The organism is Pseudomonas sp. H11T01 (assembly GCF_048515765.1).
In the GTDB taxonomy this organism is placed as follows: Bacteria; Pseudomonadota; Gammaproteobacteria; order Pseudomonadales; family Pseudomonadaceae; genus Aquipseudomonas.
Window position 1 is genome coordinate 161,358 of the sequence record NZ_JBLYED010000010.1, and the last position, 21,253, is coordinate 182,610.

Annotated in this window: 21 protein-coding genes; 15 read left to right on the plus strand and 6 right to left on the minus strand. The window is 58.7% G+C overall.

The window, feature by feature from the left end; translation table 11 throughout:
• Nucleotides 1-87: 87 nt before the first annotated feature.
• Nucleotides 88-1,626 carry a murein biosynthesis integral membrane protein MurJ gene (murJ, locus tag ACN1C3_RS15685; RefSeq protein WP_419116690.1) on the plus strand — a complete coding sequence of 513 codons (1,539 nt, stop codon included), beginning with the start codon at nt 88-90 and terminating at the stop codon, nt 1,624-1,626.
• Nucleotides 1,627-1,650: 24 nt separating this feature from the next.
• On the opposite strand, the gene ACN1C3_RS15690 is transcribed toward murJ, so the two are convergent.
• Entirely contained in the window at nt 1,651-1,848 is a 198-nt protein-coding gene (locus ACN1C3_RS15690; RefSeq protein ID WP_419116764.1) for a hypothetical protein, read from the minus strand.
• On the opposite strand from ACN1C3_RS15690, the gene ribF reads away from it, so the two are divergent.
• The 5 genes from ribF (at nt 1,756) to ispH (ending at nt 7,600) form a co-directional block, all read left to right on the plus strand.
• On the plus strand, nt 1,756-2,694 hold the full coding sequence (gene ribF / locus ACN1C3_RS15695) for a bifunctional riboflavin kinase/FAD synthetase (RefSeq protein ID WP_419116691.1): 939 nt from the start codon (nt 1,756-1,758) through the stop codon (nt 2,692-2,694). The genes ACN1C3_RS15690 and ribF overlap by 93 nt on opposite strands.
• A gap of 13 nt (nt 2,695-2,707) precedes the next feature.
• The gene (gene ileS, locus ACN1C3_RS15700; RefSeq protein WP_419116692.1) at nt 2,708-5,539 is read left to right on the plus strand and encodes an isoleucine--tRNA ligase; all 2,832 of its coding nucleotides are present in this window, start codon (nt 2,708-2,710) and stop codon (nt 5,537-5,539) included.
• A complete protein-coding gene (lspA, locus tag ACN1C3_RS15705) occupies nt 5,532-6,044 on the plus strand; it encodes a signal peptidase II (RefSeq protein WP_419116693.1) in 513 nt (170 codons plus the stop codon). Before ileS ends, lspA begins: the two co-directional genes overlap by 8 nt.
• 7 nt (nt 6,045-6,051) lie before the next feature.
• Nucleotides 6,052-6,489: an FKBP-type peptidyl-prolyl cis-trans isomerase gene (locus ACN1C3_RS15710; RefSeq protein ID WP_419116761.1), complete on the plus strand. Its 438-nt coding sequence runs from the start codon at nt 6,052-6,054 to the stop codon at nt 6,487-6,489.
• Nucleotides 6,490-6,652: 163 nt separating this feature from the next.
• Nucleotides 6,653-7,600 carry a 4-hydroxy-3-methylbut-2-enyl diphosphate reductase gene (ispH, locus tag ACN1C3_RS15715; protein ID WP_419116694.1) on the plus strand — a complete coding sequence of 316 codons (948 nt, stop codon included), beginning with the start codon at nt 6,653-6,655 and terminating at the stop codon, nt 7,598-7,600.
• Here the strand turns inward: ispH and ACN1C3_RS15720 are convergent.
• A complete protein-coding gene (locus ACN1C3_RS15720; RefSeq protein ID WP_419116695.1) occupies nt 7,577-8,125 on the minus strand; it encodes a GspH/FimT family pseudopilin in 549 nt (182 codons plus the stop codon). The genes ispH and ACN1C3_RS15720 overlap by 24 nt on opposite strands.
• Before the next feature lie 135 nt (nt 8,126-8,260).
• Between ACN1C3_RS15720 and ACN1C3_RS15725 the strand changes: the two genes are divergently transcribed.
• Genes ACN1C3_RS15725 through thiO form a run of 7 tightly spaced genes read left to right on the plus strand, consistent with a single transcriptional unit; the run spans nt 8,261 to nt 15,085 of the window.
• The gene (locus ACN1C3_RS15725; protein ID WP_419116696.1) at nt 8,261-8,734 is read left to right on the plus strand and encodes a GspH/FimT family pseudopilin; all 474 of its coding nucleotides are present in this window, start codon (nt 8,261-8,263) and stop codon (nt 8,732-8,734) included.
• Complete coding sequence (pilV, locus tag ACN1C3_RS15730; protein WP_419116697.1) at nt 8,731-9,198, plus strand: type IV pilus modification protein PilV; 468 nt, start codon at nt 8,731-8,733, stop codon at nt 9,196-9,198. Before ACN1C3_RS15725 ends, pilV begins: the two co-directional genes overlap by 4 nt.
• Nucleotides 9,195-9,908: a PilW family protein gene (locus tag ACN1C3_RS15735; RefSeq protein WP_419116698.1), complete on the plus strand. Its 714-nt coding sequence runs from the start codon at nt 9,195-9,197 to the stop codon at nt 9,906-9,908. The genes pilV and ACN1C3_RS15735 overlap by 4 nt, the downstream gene beginning before the upstream one ends.
• 11 nt (nt 9,909-9,919) lie before the next feature.
• A complete protein-coding gene (locus ACN1C3_RS15740; RefSeq protein ID WP_419116699.1) occupies nt 9,920-10,396 on the plus strand; it encodes a pilus assembly PilX family protein in 477 nt (158 codons plus the stop codon).
• Nucleotides 10,383-13,514 carry a pilus assembly protein gene (locus ACN1C3_RS15745; RefSeq protein ID WP_419116700.1) on the plus strand — a complete coding sequence of 1,044 codons (3,132 nt, stop codon included), beginning with the start codon at nt 10,383-10,385 and terminating at the stop codon, nt 13,512-13,514. Before ACN1C3_RS15740 ends, ACN1C3_RS15745 begins: the two co-directional genes overlap by 14 nt.
• Nucleotides 13,515-13,528: 14 nt before the next feature.
• Nucleotides 13,529-13,930 (plus strand): type IV pilin protein, encoded by a 402-nt coding sequence (locus ACN1C3_RS15750; RefSeq protein ID WP_419116701.1) that lies wholly within the window; start codon nt 13,529-13,531, stop codon nt 13,928-13,930.
• A gap of 54 nt (nt 13,931-13,984) precedes the next feature.
• Nucleotides 13,985-15,085: a glycine oxidase ThiO gene (gene thiO / locus ACN1C3_RS15755; protein WP_419116702.1), complete on the plus strand. Its 1,101-nt coding sequence runs from the start codon at nt 13,985-13,987 to the stop codon at nt 15,083-15,085.
• Nucleotides 15,086-15,089: 4 nt separating this feature from the next.
• Here the strand turns inward: thiO and ACN1C3_RS15760 are convergent, their stop codons facing one another.
• The 4 genes from ACN1C3_RS15760 to ACN1C3_RS15775 all read right to left on the minus strand — a co-directional run bounded on the left by ACN1C3_RS15760 (nt 15,090) and on the right by ACN1C3_RS15775 (nt 19,395).
• Complete coding sequence (locus ACN1C3_RS15760) at nt 15,090-16,436, minus strand: sigma-54-dependent transcriptional regulator (protein WP_419116703.1); 1,347 nt, start codon at nt 16,434-16,436, stop codon at nt 15,090-15,092.
• A complete protein-coding gene (locus ACN1C3_RS15765) occupies nt 16,433-18,022 on the minus strand; it encodes a sensor histidine kinase (RefSeq protein WP_419116704.1) in 1,590 nt (529 codons plus the stop codon). Before ACN1C3_RS15765 ends, ACN1C3_RS15760 begins: the two co-directional genes overlap by 4 nt.
• Nucleotides 18,012-18,248 (minus strand): PP0621 family protein, encoded by a 237-nt coding sequence (locus ACN1C3_RS15770; protein ID WP_419116705.1) that lies wholly within the window; start codon nt 18,246-18,248, stop codon nt 18,012-18,014. The genes ACN1C3_RS15765 and ACN1C3_RS15770 overlap by 11 nt, the downstream gene beginning before the upstream one ends.
• A 124-nt stretch (nt 18,249-18,372) precedes the next feature.
• Nucleotides 18,373-19,395, minus strand: a complete 1,023-nt coding sequence (locus tag ACN1C3_RS15775) for an outer membrane protein assembly factor BamD (RefSeq protein WP_419116706.1) — start codon at nt 19,393-19,395, stop codon at nt 18,373-18,375.
• A gap of 150 nt (nt 19,396-19,545) precedes the next feature.
• Between ACN1C3_RS15775 and rluD the strand changes: the two genes are divergently transcribed.
• Both rluD and pgeF read left to right on the plus strand, forming a co-directional pair.
• Nucleotides 19,546-20,508: a 23S rRNA pseudouridine(1911/1915/1917) synthase RluD gene (gene rluD / locus ACN1C3_RS15780; RefSeq protein WP_419116707.1), complete on the plus strand. Its 963-nt coding sequence runs from the start codon at nt 19,546-19,548 to the stop codon at nt 20,506-20,508.
• Nucleotides 20,505-21,230 (plus strand): peptidoglycan editing factor PgeF, encoded by a 726-nt coding sequence (pgeF, locus tag ACN1C3_RS15785; RefSeq protein WP_419116708.1) that lies wholly within the window; start codon nt 20,505-20,507, stop codon nt 21,228-21,230. The genes rluD and pgeF overlap by 4 nt, the downstream gene beginning before the upstream one ends.
• The last annotated feature ends 23 nt before the right edge of the window (nt 21,231-21,253 follow it).

Genomic DNA, 21,253 nt, shown 5'->3' on the forward strand with positions numbered 1-21,253 from the left:
TTTGGCTCTGTGCTGTTGCGGCGCGGAGTATCGCATATGTGGGCGCTTTGTTCGCCTGCTCTTTATCTACAGGCAAAAACTCTTTCAATGAATCTGCTCAAGTCGTTGGCCGCCGTCAGCTCTATCACGATGCTTTCCCGGGTTTTGGGGTTTGTGCGTGACACCATCATCGCGCGCGCATTTGGCGCTGGGATGGCCACGGATGCGTTCTTTATTGCGTTTAAATTGCCCAATCTGCTGCGCAGGATCTTTGCCGAGGGGGCGTTTTCCCAGGCCTTCGTGCCGATTTTGGCGGAATACAAGAGTCAGCAGGGCGAAGAGGCGACGCGTACTTTTATTGCCTACGTCTCGGGTTTGCTGACGCTGGTTCTGGCTGTGGTCACGATAGCGGGAATGCTCGCCGCGCCCTGGGTGATTTGGGCTACTGCGCCGGGCTTCGCCAATACGCCGGAAAAGTTTGCGCTGACGTCCGATCTACTGCGGGTGACCTTCCCCTACATATTGCTGATTTCCCTGTCTTCGCTGGCCGGGGCGATCCTCAATACCTGGAACCGTTTCTCTGTACCGGCCTTCGTGCCGACCCTGCTTAACGTCAGCATGATCATCTTTGCGGTGTTTCTGACGCCGTACTTCGATCCGCCGGTCATGGCGTTGGGCTGGGCGGTGTTGGCCGGAGGTCTGGCGCAACTGCTCTATCAACTGCCGCATCTGAATAAAATCGGCATGCTGGTTTTGCCGCGTCTGAACCTGCGCGATACCGGTGTCTGGCGAGTGATGAAGCAGATGTTGCCGGCGATTCTCGGGGTTTCGGTCAGTCAAATTTCCTTGATCATTAACACCATTTTTGCCTCGTTCCTGGTAGCGGGCTCGGTGTCCTGGATGTATTACGCCGACCGTTTGATGGAGCTGCCGTCCGGGGTGCTGGGCGTAGCGCTGGGGACGATTCTGTTGCCGACGCTGGCCAAGACCTACGCCAGCAGGGATCGCCACGAGTACTCTCGGATTCTCGATTGGGGTCTGCGTTTGTGTTTCATGCTGGTGCTGCCGTGCTCCCTGGCGCTGGGAATTCTTGCCGAGCCGCTGACCGTTTCGCTGTTCCAATACGGCCAATTCAGTGCGTTTGACGCGTCCATGACCCAGCGTGCGTTGATCGCTTATTCCGTGGGCCTGCTCGGGATTATCGTGATCAAGGTGCTGGCTCCCGGCTTTTATGCGCAGCAGAACATCCGCACGCCGGTCAAAATCGCCATCTTCACGCTGATCGTCACGCAGTTGCTCAACCTTGCCTTTATCGGACCGCTGAAACATGCGGGGCTGGCGTTGGCGATCAGTGTCGGTGCCTGCATCAATGCCGGTCTGCTGTTTTATCAACTGCGCAAGCAGCAAATGTTTGAGCCGCAACCGGGCTGGGGAAAGTTTGGCCTGAAGCTGGTGGTCGCCGTGGCGGTAATGTCCGCGGTGTTGCTGGGCTTGATGCAGTTCATGCCGGCTTGGGATCAGGGGCACATGCTTGAGCGCTTACTGCGTTTGGGGGCTTTGGTCGTAGCGGGTGTGGTGGCATATTTCGGCATGTTGGCGCTGATGGGGTTCCGTTTGAAGGACTTCGATCGCAAAGCACGGGGCTGAAGACTGCTCATCGAGAAGTGCGGGTCAAACGTCGGTTTTATCGATTCGATCACTTTGGGTTACGGTGTTGCCTGTCGTCGGCCGCCGGGTGTGGTTATAATCGACCACTTTATGAGCAAGAAGCGCGTTATGCAGCTGGTTAGAGGCCTCCACAATTTGCGCCCCCAGCATCGGGGCTGCGTCGCCACTATTGGCAACTTTGACGGTGTTCACCGTGGTCACCAGGCTATCCTGGCTCGGCTGCGTGAGCGTGCGCTCGAGTTGGGCGTGCCCAGCTGCGTGGTGATTTTCGAGCCTCAGCCGCGCGAATTCTTCGCCCCGGACACGGCACCAGCCCGTTTGGCGCGCTTGCGCGACAAGCTGCAGCTGCTGGCCCTCGAGGGGGTCGACCGGGTCTTGTGCCTGGCCTTCAATCAGCGCTTGAGCAAGCTCAGCGCCGCGGAGTTCGTCGATACCATTTTGGTCGACGGCCTCGGAGTGCAGCATCTGGAGGTCGGTGACGACTTCCGTTTCGGCTGCGACCGGGTAGGGGATTTCGATTTCCTGCAACAGGCCGGGGTCCTTCAAGGGTTTACCGTCGAAGCGGCACAGACCGTCGAACTGGACGGTATTCGCGTCAGCAGCACCCAGGTCCGTAATGCCCTGGCCGCTGCTGATTTTGCTTTGGCCGAGCGTTTGCTCGGTCGTCCGTTCCAGATTGCCGGGCGGATACTGCATGGGCAGAAGCTGGCGCGCCAATTGGGCACGCCAACGGCCAACGTGCAACTCAAACGCCGTCGTGTGCCGCTGACCGGGGTTTACCTGGTGAGTGTCGAACTCGACGGTCAAAATTGGCCCGGTGTCGCTAATATCGGCGTTCGGCCAACGGTAGCAGGTGACGGCAAAGCCCACCTGGAAGTCCATCTTTTAGATTTTGCCGGCGATCTGTATGACCGGCGTTTGACGGTGGTTTTCCACCACAAGCTGCGCGAAGAGCAGCGTTTCGCCTCTCTGGAGGCGCTTAAGACGGCGATCAATGCGGATGTCGCCGCCGCCCGTGCCTATGCCGCACCTAGCGCCAATCGCTAATGAAGAGCCTTAAATGACCGACTATAAAGCCACGCTAAACCTTCCGGACACCGCCTTCCCAATGAAGGCCGGCCTGCCTCAGCGCGAACCGCAGATTCTGCAGCGCTGGGACAGCATTGGCCTGTACCAGAAGTTGCGTGAGATTGGTAAGGATCGTCCGAAGTTCGTTCTGCACGACGGTCCTCCGTACGCCAACGGCACTATTCACATCGGTCATGCGCTGAACAAAATTCTCAAGGACATGATCGTCCGTTCGAAAACCCTTTCGGGTTTCGACGCGCCTTATGTTCCAGGCTGGGACTGCCACGGTCTGCCGATCGAACACAAAATCGAAGTGACTCACGGCAAGAACCTGTCCGCTGACGAAACCCGCGAGCTGTGCCGTGCTTATGCCACCGAGCAGATCGAAGGGCAGAAGTCCGAATTCATTCGCCTCGGCGTGCTCGGCGACTTCGCCAATCCCTACAAAACCATGAATTTTGCCAACGAAGCCGGTGAAATCCGCGCCCTGGCAGAAATGGTCAAGGGCGGTTTCGTATTCAAGGGCCTCAAGCCTGTGAACTGGTGCTTCGATTGCGGCTCGGCGTTGGCTGAAGCCGAAGTCGAATATCAGGACAAAAAATCCTCGACCATCGACGTGGCCTTCCCGATTGTTGACGAAGCCGAATTGGCGACCGCTTTCGGCCTGGCAACGCTGAGCAAACCCGCCTCGATCGTGATCTGGACCACCACTCCGTGGACCATCCCGGCCAACCAGGCGCTGAACGTTCACCCAGAGTTCAACTACGCCCTGGTCGATGTCGGCGACAAACTGCTGGTGCTGGCTGAAGAACTGGTCGAATCCTGCCTGGCTCGCTACAACCTGGAAGGTTCGGTCATCTCCACCGTTCCGGGCGCGGCGCTGGAACTGATCAATTTCCGTCACCCGTTCTACGATCGTCTGTCGCCGGTTTACCTGGCCGAGTACGTCGAATTGGGCGCTGGCACCGGTGTGGTTCACTCCGCGCCAGCCTACGGTGAAGACGACTTCGTGACCTGCAAGCGTTACGGCATGGTCAACGACGACATCCTCACTCCCGTGCAGAGCAACGGCGTGTACGCTACTTCGCTGGAGTTCTTCGGCGGCCAGTTCATCTGGAAAGCCAACCCGGCCATCGTCGACAAACTTGCTGAAGTCGGTGCATTGCTGCACACCGAAACCATCAGCCACAGCTACATGCACTGCTGGCGCCACAAGACTCCGCTGATCTACCGCGCCACCGCGCAGTGGTTCGTCGGCATGGACAAAGAGCCTGCGACCGGCGAGACCCTGCGCAAGCGTGCAATCAAGGCTATCGAAGACACCGCATTCATTCCGGCCTGGGGTCAGGCGCGTCTGCACTCGATGATCGCCAACCGTCCGGACTGGTGCATCTCCCGCCAGCGTAACTGGGGCGTGCCGATCCCGTTCTTCCTGAACAAGGAAAGCGGTGAGTTGCACCCACGTACCGTCGAGCTGATGGAAGAAGTTGCCAAGCGCGTCGAAGTCGAAGGCATCGAAGCCTGGTTCAAGATGGATGCTGCCGAGTTGCTCGGTGACGAAGCGCCGCTCTACGACAAAATCAGCGATACCCTGGACGTCTGGTTCGACTCGGGCACCACTCACTGGCACGTGCTGCGCGGTTCGCACCCGATGGGCCACGAGACCGGCCCGCGTGCCGATCTGTACCTGGAAGGTTCGGACCAACACCGTGGCTGGTTCCACTCGTCGCTGTTGACCGGTTGCGCCATCGACAACCACGCGCCGTACCGCGAGTTGCTGACCCACGGTTTCACCGTCGACGAAAGCGGCCGCAAGATGTCCAAGTCCTTGGGCAACGTGATCGCACCGCAGAAGGTCAACGACACCCTGGGCGCAGACATCATGCGTCTGTGGGTCGCGTCCACCGACTACTCGGGCGAGATCGCGGTTTCCGAGCAGATCCTGCAACGCAGTGCGGACGCCTACCGGCGGATCCGTAACACCGCGCGCTTCCTGCTTTCCAATCTGAGCGGTTTCAACCCGGCTACCGACATCCTGCCGGCTGAAGAAATGCTCGCGCTGGACCGTTGGGCGGTGGATCGCACATTGTTGCTGCAGCGCGAGTTGCAAGAGCATTACGGTGAGTACCGTTTCTGGAACGTCTATTCCAAGGTGCACAACTTCTGCGTGCAGGAGCTGGGCGGTTTCTACCTGGACATCATCAAGGACCGTCAGTACACCACTGGCACCGACAGCAAGGCCCGGCGCTCCTGCCAGACCGCACTGTTCCACATCTCCGAAGCGCTGGTTCGCTGGATCGCACCGATCCTGGCCTTCACCGCCGACGAGCTGTGGCAGTACCTGCCGGGTGAGCGTAACGAATCGGTCATGCTCAACACCTGGTACGAAGGCCTCAGCGAGCTGCCGGAAGGCATCGAGCTGGACCGCGCCTACTGGGAGCGGATCATGGCGGTCAAGGTTGCGGTCAACAAGGAAATGGAAATCCAGCGTGCGGCCAAGGCTGTCGGTGGCAACCTGCAGGCTGAAGTGACGCTGTTCGCCGAAGAAGCGCTGTCGGCTGATCTGGCCAAACTGAGCAATGAACTGCGTTTCGTCCTGATCACCTCGACCGCCAGCGTAGCGCCATTCGTACAAGCGCCGGCCGATGCGGTGGAAACCGAGGTGGCTGGCCTGAAGCTGAAAGTGGTCAAGTCCGCTTTCGTCAAATGCGCCCGTTGCTGGCATTGCCGCGAGGACGTCGGGATTAATCCTGAGCATCCGGAAATCTGCGGTCGCTGCGTCGACAACATCAGTGGTGCTGGCGAGGTTCGTCACTATGCCTAATGCTGCTAGCCGTTTCGGACGGCTGAGCTGGCTCTGGTTGAGCGTGCTGGTACTGGTCATTGACCAGGCCAGCAAGTTCTACTTCGAAGGCTCGCTGACGATGTATCAGCAAATTGTGGTAATCCCGGATTACTTCAGCTGGACGTTGGCCTACAACACCGGTGCTGCGTTCAGCTTCCTGGCTGACAGCTCTGGCTGGCAGCGCTGGCTGTTTGCGTTGATCGCGATTGTGGTCAGTGCGGTGCTGGTGGTGTGGCTCAAGCGTCTGGGGCGCAACGAAACCTGGCTGGCGATTGCGCTGGCACTGGTGCTCGGTGGCGCTCTGGGTAACCTGTACGATCGTATTGCCTTGGGCCATGTGATCGATTTTATTCTGGTGCATTGGCAGAACCGCTGGTATTTCCCGGCGTTCAACTTTGCCGACAGTGCCATCAGCGTGGGCGCAGTGATGCTCGCGCTGGATATGTTCAAAAGTAAAAAAACCGGAGAAACCGTTCATGACTGAACAGGTATTGGCTGAGCAACGCATCGGCCAGAACACGGAAGTCACCTTGCATTTCGCATTGCGCCTGGAGAACGGCGACACTGTCGACAGTACCTTCGACAAGGCCCCGGCGACCTTCAAGGTCGGTGATGGCAACCTGTTGCCAGGTTTCGAAGTCGCACTGTTCGGTTTCAAGGCTGGCGACAAGCGCAACCTGCAGATCCTGCCGGAAAACGCTTTCGGTCAGCCTAACCCGCAAAACGTGCAGATCATCCCGCGTTCGCAGTTCCAGGATATGGAACTGTCCGAAGGCCTGTTGGTGATCTTCAACGATGCGGCGAATACCGAGCTGCCCGGTGTGGTCAAAGCCTTCGATGACGCTCAGGTGACCATCGACTTCAACCACCCGCTGGCGGGTAAAACCTTGACCTTTGATGTCGAGATCATCGACGTCAAAGCGCTGTAACTGACCCAATGCGGTCAAAATGTGGGAGCGAGCCTGCTCGCGATGAGTACCTGACATTCAGCATTGATGTTGACTGACACTCCGCCATCGCGAGCAGGCTCGCTCCCACAGTAGTTTTTCACTGTTTTCGCTATTTTCTTACGCGCAAGCCACGAGGCACAGTATGCAAATCAAACTCGCCAACCCCCGTGGCTTCTGCGCCGGTGTAGACCGGGCGATTGAAATCGTCAATCGCGCCCTGGAAGTCTTCGGGCCGCCAATCTATGTGCGCCACGAAGTGGTCCACAACAAATTTGTCGTCGAAGACCTGCGCGCTCGTGGAGCAATCTTCGTCGAAGAGCTGGATCAGGTGCCGGACGACGTCATCGTGATCTTCAGTGCCCACGGTGTTTCCCAGGCGGTGCGTACCGAAGCGGCGGGCCGAGGCCTGAAAGTCTTTGATGCGACCTGTCCGTTGGTGACCAAGGTTCACATTGAAGTCGCGCGTTACAGCCGCGACGGCCGCGAGTGCATCCTTATCGGTCACGCCGGTCACCCGGAAGTCGAGGGCACCATGGGCCAGTACGACGGCAGCAATGGCGGCGCGATCTACCTGGTCGAAGATGAAAAGGACGTCGCCGCGTTGCACGTACGCAACCCGGAGAAACTGGCGTTCGTGACCCAGACTACCTTGTCCATGGACGACACCAGCCGCGTCATCGACGCACTGCGCAATCGCTTCCCGGCGATTGGCGGTCCGCGCAAGGACGACATCTGCTACGCCACGCAAAACCGTCAGGACGCAGTCAAGCAACTGGCGGACGAGTGCGATGTGGTGTTGGTGGTCGGCAGCCCGAACAGCTCCAACTCCAACCGTCTACGCGAGCTGGCCGAGCGCATGTCCACCCCGGCCTATCTGATTGACGGTGCTGAAGACCTGCAGCGCAGCTGGTTCGATGGCGTCGAGCGGATTGGCATTACCGCTGGGGCGTCGGCACCGGAAGTGCTGGTGCGTGGCGTGATTCAGCAATTGCAGGCCTGGGGCGCAACCGGCGCCGATGAGCTGGCCGGTCGCGAGGAGAACATCACGTTCTCCATGCCCAAAGAGCTACGCGTTCGCTCGCTGCTGTGAGTCTTCTCCTCCCACGCACAGTTTTTGCTCGGTTTTATCGCTGCGCAGGCTGATGCGCCCGGATTTGGCCAGTACCACTTGATGGTGGCTAATGCTCTGGTCCATGGCGCAGACATGCACGGTCCCGGCGCGAAAGCCACCACCAGGCAGCAACGCTTCGCCCAAACCGGTGAATCGAACATAGGTTTTCACCGGTCTATTCCCGACAATCGTCACCCGCCCGCTCTCCTGGCGCTCGAGCAGCACCGGGTTATCGCTGTCCTCATGACCCTTGCCACTGATATCCAGAATGATCCTCCAACCCAGGCCCCAGTTGTCATCCACTGCATGGATGACGATGGTCTGGTTGCGCAGGATGGCTTCGGTGCGGGCATTGCGCAGGCCACTGGCGAGCATCTGAGCGGCATTCTCTCGGCGCACCGATTCGATCAGCCCCTTAAAGTGCGGGCCGACAAACTGCAAGAGAGTGGCGGCAATCGCCAGCCCTGTGAGCAGTTCAATCAGGCTGAAACCTTTTTGATGCATAGCGTCTCCCTCCATGGAGATGGTGTGAGCGTGGGCAATCCGTGCGCGCGCCTTGGCAAATCAACCGTACATTCAGTTGTCGAATGTTCTAGGTTGTAGAGCTAGTTATAGACGACGGCAGTTGAGGAGCGTGCGATGCGTCACCGCGTAAAGGGTTTTACGCTGATCGAGCTGATGGTCACGCTGGCGGTTTTTGTGATTCTGGTGACGATAGCCATTCCGGCATTTACCCGTTCGGTACAGAGCGCCAAAGCCGATACCGAGGTCAGCGATCTGGTGCGCGGGCTCAATTACGCACGTTTGGAGGCGATCGACCGAGGCATCACTACGCGGCTCAGGCCGACCGCGGGTGGCAGCCTCTGGACCGCGGAACTGACGGTTTACGACGGCACCGGCACTCCAGCGAATGTATTGCGGGTTGTTCCAGCCATGAGCAGCGGCGCCACGTTGACGCTAACCTCAGGTGTAACCACCATCGATTTCAACAATCTGGGCGGCTTGTCAGCATCTGCCACAGCCGTGACCATTAATTATGTGTTGGGTGCGCAAACAAGGACGATCAATGTGTGTCTGAATGGACGAGTTGTTTTAGGCGGAAATTGCGGATGACGGGATCGGACAGGCGTGCACAGGACGGCATGACACTGATTGAAGTATTGGTTGCAGTACTGATCCTCGGCGTGGGCCTGTTGGGCGCGGCGGTGGTTCAGTTGAATGCGCTGAAGTACACCGACAGTTCACTGATGACCAGCCAGGCCAGTTTTATCGCCTATGACATGCTGGACCGGATCCGCGCCAACTCCGGCGCCGATTACACCGTCACGCCTCCTGGTTCGAGCAACCTTAACGTCGCCCGGGATCAGGACCTCTATGACTTCACCACCAATATCGTCGCCTTTGGCGGCCCCACCGCGACTGGCAGCGTTACGGTGAACCAGCGAGTGTTCACGATCACCATCAATTGGAGCGATTCACGGGCGGTGGGCGCGGCCAGCCCCACTCAGGGCGATCCACCCCAGCGGACTTTTGTCCTGACCAGCCGCGTTGCCGTCGACCCTGCGGTGACGCCATGAACAGACGTGTCAGAGGTTTTGGCCTGATCGAGTTGATGGTGTCGCTGGCGTTGGGCCTGATTGTGGTACTGGGCGTTGCGCAGATATTCATTTCCGCGAAAAACACCTACGTCAGCCAGAACGCGTCAGCCAGCATGCAGGAGGATGCGCGTTTCGTCCTGAGCAAAATGCTTCAGGAAATCCGCATGGTCGGCATGTTCGGTTGCCTTGGATCGATCACCGATTCGAGCTCGGCCGCGGACTTCGCTGCCAGCTCGGTAACGCCCATCAGCTGGGACAACGCCAATCTCAAGCTGACCCTGGTGACCGCCGATGTCGGCAATAATGGCGGTGCGCCGACCTGGACCGTTATCTCCGACTGTCGAAACACAGCAACGGCTTATTCCGGCCTCCGTGTAGCCCCGACCGGGTATTTGGCGTTCCCGATTCGTCGGCTGACCTACACCTTCAGCAACAATCAATTGCTTATGAGCACCGGCCCTGCCACCAGTGCTAGCCAGGTGCTGGTGGACCACGTCAACGCTTTTGCGGTGACCTTCGGCATGGCCAGTTCGGCCACCGATATCGCCGCCTCCAGCTACACCAGCAACCCGTCCGATCCCGCGCGTATACGAAGTGTGCGCTTGACCTTGACCCTGACGGACCCAAACAACCGAGTCCGCAACCAGACCTACAACGTGGCTGCCGCTTTGCGTAACCGGTTGATGTAGGTGGAGTGCCGATGAGTAATCGCCGAATGACGACCAAATCCGAGCGCGGCATGGCGCTGCTGGTCAGCCTGGTGTTTCTCCTCCTGCTGACGCTGATCGGCATTTCGTCGATGCAGAACGCAACCTTGCAGGAAAAAATGGCCGGCAGCGTGACCCTGCGTAATCAGTCTTTTCAAGTGGCCGAGGCGGCATTGCGGATCGGTGAAAGCGCGGTGCAGCTGGATGCCTACTCACTGCCAGTTTGTTCAGGTACTCAATGCCTGCCGCCTGCTGAATCGTCGTCGGTGAGCGCAACAGGGTTCAATTCCACCTCCGGCGTGACCTGGATCGCCGCCGGTAGCGGCTTCTATGGGGTACAGAACATCGGCACCACGGTGACTGCCGTCAATGTACCGAGCGGCACCTCCGCGACGCTGTACCGGGTCACATCGGTAGCCCAGGTGGGTACTTCGCGCAGCGTACTGGAGAGTATTTATGCGAAGTTTTGAGGCCCGCACAGGCTGGCGGCGCTGGCTACTGCAGCTGGTCTGCGGCGCCGTGTTAAGTCTGTACCTGACGGCGCCGGCTTACGCCTTTACACCTTCGGACTCACCGCTATTGAGCGCCGCAGCAGTGGCGCCCAATGTGATGCTGTTGATCGATGATTCGGGGAGTATGAACAATATTATTTGGGCTGCAGGTTTCGACCCTGCGGTCAACCGCCCTCAAGTGGCTATATGCAGTGCTGATAGCCTTTGTATCGCGGGCCAGTACCTTGATATGAGTAATGACAATATCCTTTTGTCGAGCTTGAATCGGGGAGGGTGTTCCACAAATTCCACCAATGGCAGGTGGTATGGCTTCTATCGCGGTTTTTTAGGGTTAACCCCCGTTTGCTTGAAGCTTCCTGACCCGGTGGGTAACGAGAATACTCGTTACACGGCCAATTACCTGGCCTACCTGCTTGCACTGGCCAATGGATCCGACAGAGACTTCACGACGGGCGTTGGCGCTATCCCCAATGACTACCGAATAAGCGTGGCGCGCGATGTGTCCACTGCATTGGTGACCAGCAACCGCTCGTTGCGCATCGGCCTGGCGACGTTCAATCCGCCGACCAGCAACAACGCAGGTCCCGGCGGTTTTATTGCCCTCCCGGTCAGTGATTTGACAGTGGTCAGTGGCACGGTGACTCAGTCTAAAGCGGATGCCAATTACAAGGCACTGACCGACGCAATCAGCGGGCTGGACGCGGTGGCCAATACACCGCTGGCCGAAACCTATTACGAGATCACCCGCTATTTCCGTGGCATGGCACCGTTCTACAACTCGACACCCACCAGCTACACCAGCCCGATCCAGTATCGCTGCCAGAAAAACTACGGCGTAGTGATCACCGACGGTTTGCCAACCTATGACAGAACGTTCCCCACCAACGACCCTCTGGGTGGCAGCAAGCTGCCCAATTGGGATGGCGTGAACAATGACGGCGATAATTTGAACGGCGATGGCGAAGGCGACACGCTGTATCTGGATGACATTGCCAAGTTCGCCTTTGACATTGACATGCGTTCAACCGGGACCGATCTCGCGGGCAAAAGCTGGGCGTCCGCGGATTTTCCCAAGCAGTACATGAACACCTACACCGTGGGGTTTACCGCGACGAATCAGATGCTATCCGATGCGGCTAACTACGGATCGGGCAAGTACTACCAGGCCACTGACAGTGCCGGTCTGAGCAGCGCTCTATCATCAGCCTTGAACGACATCACCTCCAAGGCCGGCTCGGGTGGCAGTGGCGCGACCAGCAGCACGATCCTGGTCAGCGGCTCGAGTTACTACCAGACCAGCTATGACCCCAAGGATTGGCGAGGCACGATCAAGTCCTATGGCTTTACTTCAAGCGGTGCGGTCAATACCGCGTCGGTGCTCTGGAACACCGACACGACCATCGTGCCAACCGCTACGGCGCCGACCTTCCAGTCGTGGAACACCGCGAGCAACGCGGCCGTTACCCTGGCGTACAGCAACTTTTCCAGCATTCAGCAAACTGCGCTGAGTCAGAGCCTGCCGACCGGCATCACCGGAAATGACCTGGTGGAGTGGAGTAAAGGTACCAACAAAACCGGGTTGAAGGTTCGCACGGTTCTGCTCGGGGACATCATCAACTCACCGTTGGTGCTTGCGGCGCCCACAGACAAAACGGCCTCTGACCTGGTGGGCGATACGACTTACAGCGCTTATTTGACCACCAAGGCTGCAAACATGACTGCCAGTCTGGTGGTGAATGCCAACGATGGCTTTCTCAGCGTCATTAACGCCGCCAGTGGTACTCGACGTTATGCCTACATGCCTTCCAGTGTGTTGGTATCGCTGCATTACATCGCCGATAGCGGCTACATCAACGGCCTTAGTCACAAGTTTCTCGATGACGGTCAGCTCGGGGTCTTTGATGCCCAACTCAACAGCGCCTGGAAAACCCTGGTCCTTGGCGGGGTAGGGGCAGGCGGCAAAACCTTCTATGCGGTACAGCTTTTCGATGCTTCGGCGGGGAACGTCACCAAAGCGTTGTGGGAAATCAGTGCGCCGGCGACGGCCAATACAGCCAACACATTCAATGATCTGGGTTATGCCTACGCCCGCCCGGAAGTGGCACGCTTGGCGGATGGCCGGTGGGCGGCGTTCATTTCCAACGGCTATGGCAGCAACTCGGGGGTGGCGGCGTTGTATGTGGTGGATATTCGCGATGGTTCGTTGATCAAGAAAATCGTCATCGACAGCACTGAAACGACCAATGGGCTCTCCTCAGTGAAGCTCAAGGTCAATTCGCAGAACGTGGTACAGGCTGCGTATGGCGGAGACCTGAAGGGCCGGCTATGGAAGTTTGATTTGAGCAGTTCCTCCACCGACAGCTGGGGTGTGGCCTTTTCCGGAAAACCGTTGTTTACCACGCCCGGTGGCGCGACCCAGCCGATTACCGCGCAACCCTTGCTGGCGGACCATCCCACCAACGGCAAAGTGGTGTTTTTCGGGACGGGTAAATTCAATGAGACTGCGGACAAATTGAACAAGGATCTGCAGGCGTTCTATGCCGTATGGGATGCAGATGGCGGTGCGGGGCAGATCACGGTTTCCAGTTTGCAGGCCCAGGCGATAACGGGAGTGTTTGCGGGGAGTGCGGGGCAATTTATCACCACGACCCAGAATGATGTGACCTATCCGGCGGAGAAGGGCTGGTACCTGCCGTTGGTTTACAACAGCGTGCTGACCGGTGAACGCGTCATCAATCAGGCCAGCCTGGTGTTGGGGCGCATTGTGTTTACCAGCGCCAGTGTAGACACCGCTGATCCCTGTTCCAGCTTCGGTACCGGCAAACTGGTCGAACTGGAGGCGTTCAGCGGTAAGATGCTCAACTACGCGGTACTCGATAACAACGGTGATGGGGTAATTGACAGCACGGACCTACCGTCCAGTGGCGTCATCTTTACCGGCGGTATTCCAACGTTGAACGCCATCGTCAACGGCGCTACCCGCAAAATTGTCAACGACTCCAGCGGTAGCGTTGCAACGCTGGTCGAAAAACCGGGCGGCGGAAGCCGACGGATCATGTGGCGACAAATACAGTAAGTGAGAGTTGATGCATGCGCAGATTCAACCAAGGTTTTACCCTGATCGAAATAATGATCGTGATTGCGATCATCGGGATTGTGGTGACCATCGGCTACCCGGGCATTACCGAGTACGTGAAAAAAACCCACCGCACTGAAATCGCCGGACTGCTCTCCGAACAGGCGCAAAATCTGGAACGGTTCTATTCGAAAAACAGCGTGTACACCAACGCCACCGGCCTCAGTGCGGGCAACGACTACTACACCATTACTCCGACGCTGACCGATCAGACTTTCTCGCTGACGGCGGCACGTAAAAGCGGATCAATGATGGCGAGCGACAAGTGCGGGGATTTTACCATCACCAATACCGGCCTCAGAACTATTACCAATGCGACTACCGGTCTGACCACCAAAGATTGCTGGGGTCGTTGAGTTCATTTTCGGGCGCGCTTTGTGCCCTTAGTCTTTTTATTGTTGGATCAGAAGATGGCTAAGCAACAGCAAGTGGTGATTGTCGGCGGTGGGGTTATCGGCCTGCTGACCGCGTTTAATCTGGCTTCTGAAGTGCAGAGTGTGATCCTGCTGGATCGCTCGAATGTGGGGCAGGAATCGTCCTGGGCGGGTGGCGGGATTGTTTCGCCGCTGTACCCGTGGCGCTACAGCCCGGCGGTCACCGCGCTGGCCCATTGGTCGCAGGATTTTTATCCACAGCTCGCCGAGCGCCTGTTTGCAGCAACGGGGGTTGATCCTGAAGTGCACAAGACCGGCCTGTACTGGCTTGATCTGGATGACGAAGCCGAAGCGCTGGCCTGGGCCGTGCGGGAAAATCGTCCGCTGAGCAGGGTGGATATCTCGGCCGCCCACGATGCGGTGCCTGTGCTGGGCACCGGGTTCTCGCGGGCGATCTACATGGCGGATGTGGCCAACGTGCGTAATCCGCGGCTGGTGAAGTCGCTCAAGGCCGCGTTACTGGCGTTACCCAATGTCACGGTCCATGAGCAATGCGAAGTCAGCGGTTTTATTCGCAAGGGTGAGCGTATCGTTGGTGTCGAGACGTCAGCGGGCGAGATTCAGGCTGATCAGGTCGTGCTGTCGGCGGGTGCCTGGAGCGGCGATTTGTTGCAGAGTCTCGGTCTTGAGTTGCCGGTCGAACCGGTGAAAGGTCAGATGATCCTCTACAAGTGCGCGTCGGACTTTCTTTCGAGCATGGTCCTGGCCAAGGGGCGCTACGCGATTCCACGCCGTGACGGCCATGTGTTGATAGGCAGTACGCTGGAGCATGAAGGTTTCGACAAAACACCTACTCAATCTGCACTGGAAAGCCTGAAGGCCTCGGCCGTCGAGCTGATTCCGGCGCTGGTGGATGCCGAAGTGGTGGGGCATTGGGCAGGCCTGCGACCGGGATCGCCGGAAGGGATTCCCTATATCGGTAGGGTTCCGGGTTTTGAAGGGTTGTGGCTCAACTGCGGGCACTACCGCAATGGTCTGGTGCTGGCGCCGGCCTCCTGCCAGTTGTTCGCGGACTTGATGCTCGGCCGCGAACCGGTCATTGATCCTGCGCCGTATGCACCGCAAGGCCGGATTTAGCGGCTCAATCCAGCCCCAGCTTCTTCAAGCGATACCGCATCGAACGAAACGACAGATTCAAACGCTGAGCCGCCGCCGTGCGGTTCCAGCGGGTCTCTTCGAGGGCCTGGAGAATCAGTTTGCGTTCGACGTTTTCCAGATAGTTTTCCAGATTGTCGATGTGCGCCAGATCCGGCGCGCCGGGTTCGACTGCGCAACTGCTTTCTGACAGACGCAGGTCGCTCGCTTGGATCTGTTTGTTTTCGCAGAGGGTATATGCCCGTTCGAGCATGTTCTCCAACTCGCGCACGTTGCCGGGAAAGCGATAGCTTTTGAGCGTGTCCAGGGCTTGCGGGTGGAGCTTCGCCGCTGGCAAGCCGCTGTTCGCTGCCAGTCGCTTGAGGACATTGCTGGCCAGACACTCGATATCGTCGCGCCGCTCACGCAGGGGCGGCACGCGCAGTTCGATCACATTCAACCGATAGTAAAGGTCCTGGCGAAAGCGTTCTGCAGCGACTTCGGCGTCCAGATCCTTGTGCGTGGCACACAAAATACGCACATCTACCACGACTTCCTGTTGCCCGCCGATGCTACGAATGGCTTTCTCCTGAATCGCGCGCAACAGTTTGACCTGCATCGCCAACGGCAGGTCGGCCACTTCATCCAGGAACAGCGTGCCACCATTGGCCGCCTGAAACAGCCCGGGCTTGTCTTCGATAGCGCCGGTGAAGCTGCCTTTACGATGGCCGAAGAATTCGCTCTCCATTAATTCGGACGGAATCGCGCCACAGTTGACCGGCACGAAGGGGCCGCTGGCGCGTGGGCCTTGTTCATGAATCAGCTTGGCCACCAGTTCTTTGCCGCTGCCAGATTCGCCGCTGATGTACACCGGCGCCTGGCTGCGGGCCAATTTATCAATGTGTTTGCGCAAGCCGCGCATGGGCAGCGAATCGCCGAGCAGACGATTGTCGATGGACGGCGGCTGGCTGCTCGATGCCGGCAGCAGCAAGGCGCTTGTCACCAACTCTCGCAGGCGGGTGAGGTCCACCGGTTTGGTCAGAAAGTCGAAGGCGCCGGCCTTCAGGGCACTAATCGCCGTCTCCAGACTGCCGTAGGCGGTGATCATCGCCACTGGAACCTGCGGATGACGCTGCTGGATGTGCTGTACCAGTTCAAGCCCGGTGCCATCGGGCAGACGCATGTCTGTCAGGCACAGGTCAAACGGCTCCTGAGCCAGCCAGCTACGAGCCTCGCTGACATCGCGAGCGCTCTGAGTGTCGAGTTTCATCCGGCCTAAAGTGATTTCCAGGAGTTCGCGAATATCCGGTTCATCATCGACGATCAGGACTTTTTGCCGTGAGCTTATGTTCAACACTGTTTCCGTCCGTGAGCAAAAGTGATGCGAAAGCATCCGCCGCCTTGGCGTGGTTTGAAGTCTAGGCGGGCTTGGTTGCTTTCGCACAGCTCACGGGACAGATAGAGACCCAGGCCAGTGCCTTGGGTCTCGGTGGTGAAGAAGGGTTCGAACAAGCGTGGCAGTTGTTCATCGGCCACACCGGGGCCGTTATCCAGCACTTCCAGTGTCGGCAGCTCGCGATCGGGTTCGATAAACAGCTTGAGCCAGACTTCGGCGTGCTCATGAACCTGAGCGCTATGGCGCAAGGCATTTTGTAGCAAGTTGTTTAGCACCTGGGCCAGTTGATCCGGGTCCATCAACGTTTCGAAAGAGCCCGCAGCGATTTCCAGATGAATCTGTTGTTTGTCAGCAATGTCTCTACGCGTATCACTGATGTAACGCTCCAGCCACGGTTTCAGATTGAGTCGTTGTGGCTCGGTTTGCTGGCGGCGAGACAGTTGCAGAACGTTTTCTATTACCCGATTCATTCGCTTGGAGTGGTCTTGAATAATCTGGGTCAGACGTCGATCAGCGCCGATCAGTTCCTCGGACTCGTGTAACAACTGCGCGGCGTGGCTGATAGCGCCTAGCGGATTGCGGATTTCATGGGCGATCCCGGCGGTCAGGCGGCCGAGGGCTGCGAGTTTGAGTTGTTGGGCTTGTTGGGTGACTCGCGCGATGTCTTCGAGAAACACCAGCGTCTGGCGTTGCTCGTCTGGGCCCAGAGCGATGAAACTTGGCTGTAGCACCAAACCGTTGCCTGCGACTTTCAGGCTTTGTGGCCGCAAGGTGGGATTGTTGAACCATATCTGTAAGCGCTCGACCAATTGCGGCGAGTAAATGTCGATCAACTCAGCCTCCAGGCTTTTCTGGCCCAGGAGGGTTAATGCACTCTGATTCGCCAGCAAGGTGCGGCGTTGGGCGTCGAGCACCAGAATGCCGGTGCGCATACGTTGCAGAATCAGCGCGTTGAGGGCTTCAAGGCTGGTGACTTCACTGGCGCGCTGCTGCGACAACATCTCGCTGACCTCCAGTAGGCGGGTCAAACCCTGTACCAGAAACGCCGCGGCGAAGCACAAGACGCCAAGGGCGCCTGCCTGCAAGTAATAGTTGGCGAGCATCGGGCGGCTGAGGCCCAGGTAAAAGGTCAGGGAAATGATACTGATGGCAGCGGTCGCCGCAATCACCAGGCCGATGCGCCCGCGCAACAACACGTTGCTGATGGCCACTGAGGCGATCAGCAGGTTACCAATAGCACTCGGCGTTCCACCGGCGGCATAGAACAAGCCTGAAAGCAGCACGACGTCTGCCAAGGCCAGGCTGAAGACTTCAGCGGGCCGTTTGGGGTTCTCCAGGAGGACAACCGCCAGAATGTTCAGAATCAGATACAACCAGCTGCCGGCGCGAAACAACTCGTTGTTTGCGAGCTCCAGAAGCTGGTTGTCCATGTCGCTGGAGATCAGCAACACCAGTGTGATGCCGATACTTAAACGGTAAAGATGATAGAGCCGCAGCAAGCGCTGGGCCTGTTTACCGCCGGGACTTAAGGTCTCAGCGGTCACGTGAACCCGGGCCTTGCTCCAGGTGAGCCTGGCTGCAATACCACTGCTGTTGAAGGCTTAGTGCCCGATCACGGGGCAAATGCACACCGCAGTGGGCGCAGCGGACCATGGGCGGCGCGCTTTGCTCGCTTGGCGTGTTGGCCACAGAAGCCGGGCCCGCCTTGAACTTGCGCCAGAACCATACCGCAGCAGCAATCAGAGCGATCCAGAACAGTAAACGAAGCATGGTGATCAGCTATTTGATGAATAATCTGGCAGTTTAGCCAAGGACATGACAGGCGCACAGCGCAATAAAATGCGGACATAAAAAAGGGAGACTCGAAAGTCTCCCTTTTGGCACCACGCTGGCGTCAGTCGAACACGCCAAAGGTCATGTAGCTGAACCACGAACGGTCGCTGTTGTTGCCTTGCGCTTCGTGTTGTTCTTCTTTGACGGCATCGCCGTTTGTATCTTTAGGCTTGAGGTCGGCCGGGATCGCGTCTTTGGCATCCTGGAACTGCTTCTGCACGTCCTGGTTGGCGCGGGTCTCGCCCGGCGGCAGCGGTGGGCGGGATTCGATCAGACCCAGGGTCGCCTTGCTCAGCCACGAACGGTTGTCGGCTTCGGCAACCCGCGGCACGAACTGACCGTCCACCAGCGTTGGGTGGTTCGGGTAGTTGAGCTTGAGGGTTTCCAGGCTGGTATTGGCCAGTTCGTCCAGGTGCAGACGCTGGTAGGCCTCGACCATCACCGCCAGACCGTCACCGACCGAAGGGGTTTCCTGGAAGTTTTCCACTACATAACGACCACGGTTGGCAGCGGCTACATAGGCCTGACGGGTCAGGTAGTAGTCGGCTACGTGGATTTCGTAGGATGCCAGCAGGTTGCGCAGGTAAATCATGCGCTGCTTGGCGTCTGGCGCGTAGCGGCTGTTCGGGTAGCGACTGGTGAGCTGTGCGAACTCGTTGTAAGAGTCTCGAGCGGCACCCGGGTCACGTTTGGTCATGTCCAGTGGCAGGAAGCGCGCCAGCAGGCCGACGTCCTGGTCAAAAGAGGTCAAACCCTTGAGGTAGTACGCGTAATCCACGTTCGGATGCTGCGGGTGCAGCCGGATGAAACGCTCGGCGGCGGACTTGGCAGCTTCCGGCTCGGTGTTCTTGTAGTTGGCGTAGATCAGCTCAAGTTGAGCCTGATCGGCGTAACGACCGAATGGGTAGCGAGACTCCAGGGCCTTCAGTTTGGCTGTGGCGCTGGTGTAGTTGTGGTTGTCCAGATCGGCCTGCGCCTGCTGGTACAGCTCGACCTCGCTCAGGTTTTCATCGACGACTTCCTTCGATGAGCAAGCAGCGGTCAATGCGAGGATGGCGATCAGCAGCAGGTGTTTCACTTGCATGGCGGCTTGCGTCCCTATGACGGCCGCTGTCTTGGGCGTGGCCGTCCTGTTATGATGAGCGCCCCGTTGGAAGCCTCGGGGCAAAAGACGCCGTATTTAACCACAAGCGCGCAGCCGAAACCAAAAGCTGTGCCGACGCCTAGTCTGAGCATGTCCGATAAAATTGAACTTCGCGCAGAGGTGCCGTCCGAATTGGGCGGCCAACGCCTCGATCAAGTCGCCGCACAATTATTCGCTGAGCACTCGCGCTCGCGCCTTTCCGCCTGGATCAAAGACGGCCGCCTGACTGTGGATGGAGCGGTTATCCGCCCGCGAGACATAGTCCATGGTGGCGCCATTCTTGAGCTGACTGCCGAGCAGGAAGCCCAAGGAGAATGGATCGCTCAAGACATCAAGCTCGATATCGTCTATGAAGATGACGACATCCTGGTGATCAACAAGCCCGCGGGCCTGGTGGTGCACCCGGCTGCCGGTCATGCTGATGGCACCTTGCTCAACGCCCTGCTGCACCACGTGCCGGACATTATTAATGTGCCGCGCGCGGGTATCGTGCACCGTCTCGACAAGGACACCACCGGTTTGATGGTGGTGGCCAAGACGATTCAGGCGCAGACCCAGCTGGTCACCCAGCTGCAGAGCCGCAGCGTCAGCCGGATCTACGAGTGCATCGTGATTGGTGTGGTCACCGCCGGCGGCAAGATCAACGCGCCGATCGGTCGTCACGGCCAGCAGCGTCAGCGCATGGCGGTGATGGAAGGTGGCAAGCAGGCGGTCAGTCATTACCGCGTGCTCGAGCGTTTCCGCTCCCACACTCACGTGCGGGTCAAGCTGGAAACCGGTCGTACGCACCAGATTCGCGTGCATATGGCTCACATCAACTACCCGCTGGTCGGAGATCCTGCCTACGGCGGACGTTTCCGCATTCCGCCGGCAGCCAGCATGACCATGGTCGAATCGCTGAAAACCTTCCCGCGTCAGGCTCTGCACGCACGCTTCCTCGAGTTGGATCATCCGACGACCGGTAAGCGTATGAGCTGGGAATCGCCGCTGCCGGACGACTTCGTCTGGTTGCTGTCGCTGCTCAAGCAGGATCGTGAGGCGTTCATCGGATGACCCACTGGCTGATTCCTGACTGGCCTGCGCCTGCCGGGGTGAGAGCCTGCGTCACCACCCGAGCGGGCGGCGTCAGTCTGGCGCCGTTCGACAGCCTCAACCTTGGCGACCATGTCGAAGACAGCCCTGAGGCTGTTGCCGAGAATCGCCGTCGGTTGACCGATCACTTTTCTATTCAGCCGGCCTGGTTGCAGCAAGTTCACGGCATTGCCGTGGCGCATGCCGATCCGGGGTTGATCGCGACCGCCGACGCCAGTTGGTCCGCGACGCCGGGTATTGCCTGCGCGGTCATGACGGCGGACTGCCTGTCTGCACTCTTCTGCGACCGCGCCGGTACTCGCGTCGCCGCAGCCCATGCCGGCTGGCGCGGGCTCGCTGCTGGCGTGCTTGAAGCTACGCTGGACAGTCTCGCCGTGCCGCCTTCCGAGGTGCTGGTCTGGCTGGGGCCCGCCATCGGCCCACAAGCGTTTGAAGTCGGCCCGGAAGTCCGTGAAGCCTTTGTTCAGCATCTTGCGCAAGCGGCCCAGGCCTTTGTGCCAAGTCTCAACGCCGGGCGTTTTATGGCTGACATCTATTCGCTGGCGCGCCTGCGTCTGGCCGAATGCGGTGTAACAGCGGTGTATGGCGGCGGTTTCTGCACCGTGACCGACCCGCGCTTTTATTCTTACCGCCGCAGTCCGCGCACCGGTCGGTTTGCCTCCCTTATCTGGCTTGAACGCTAGACTCCCCTGATCTGCGTCAACCC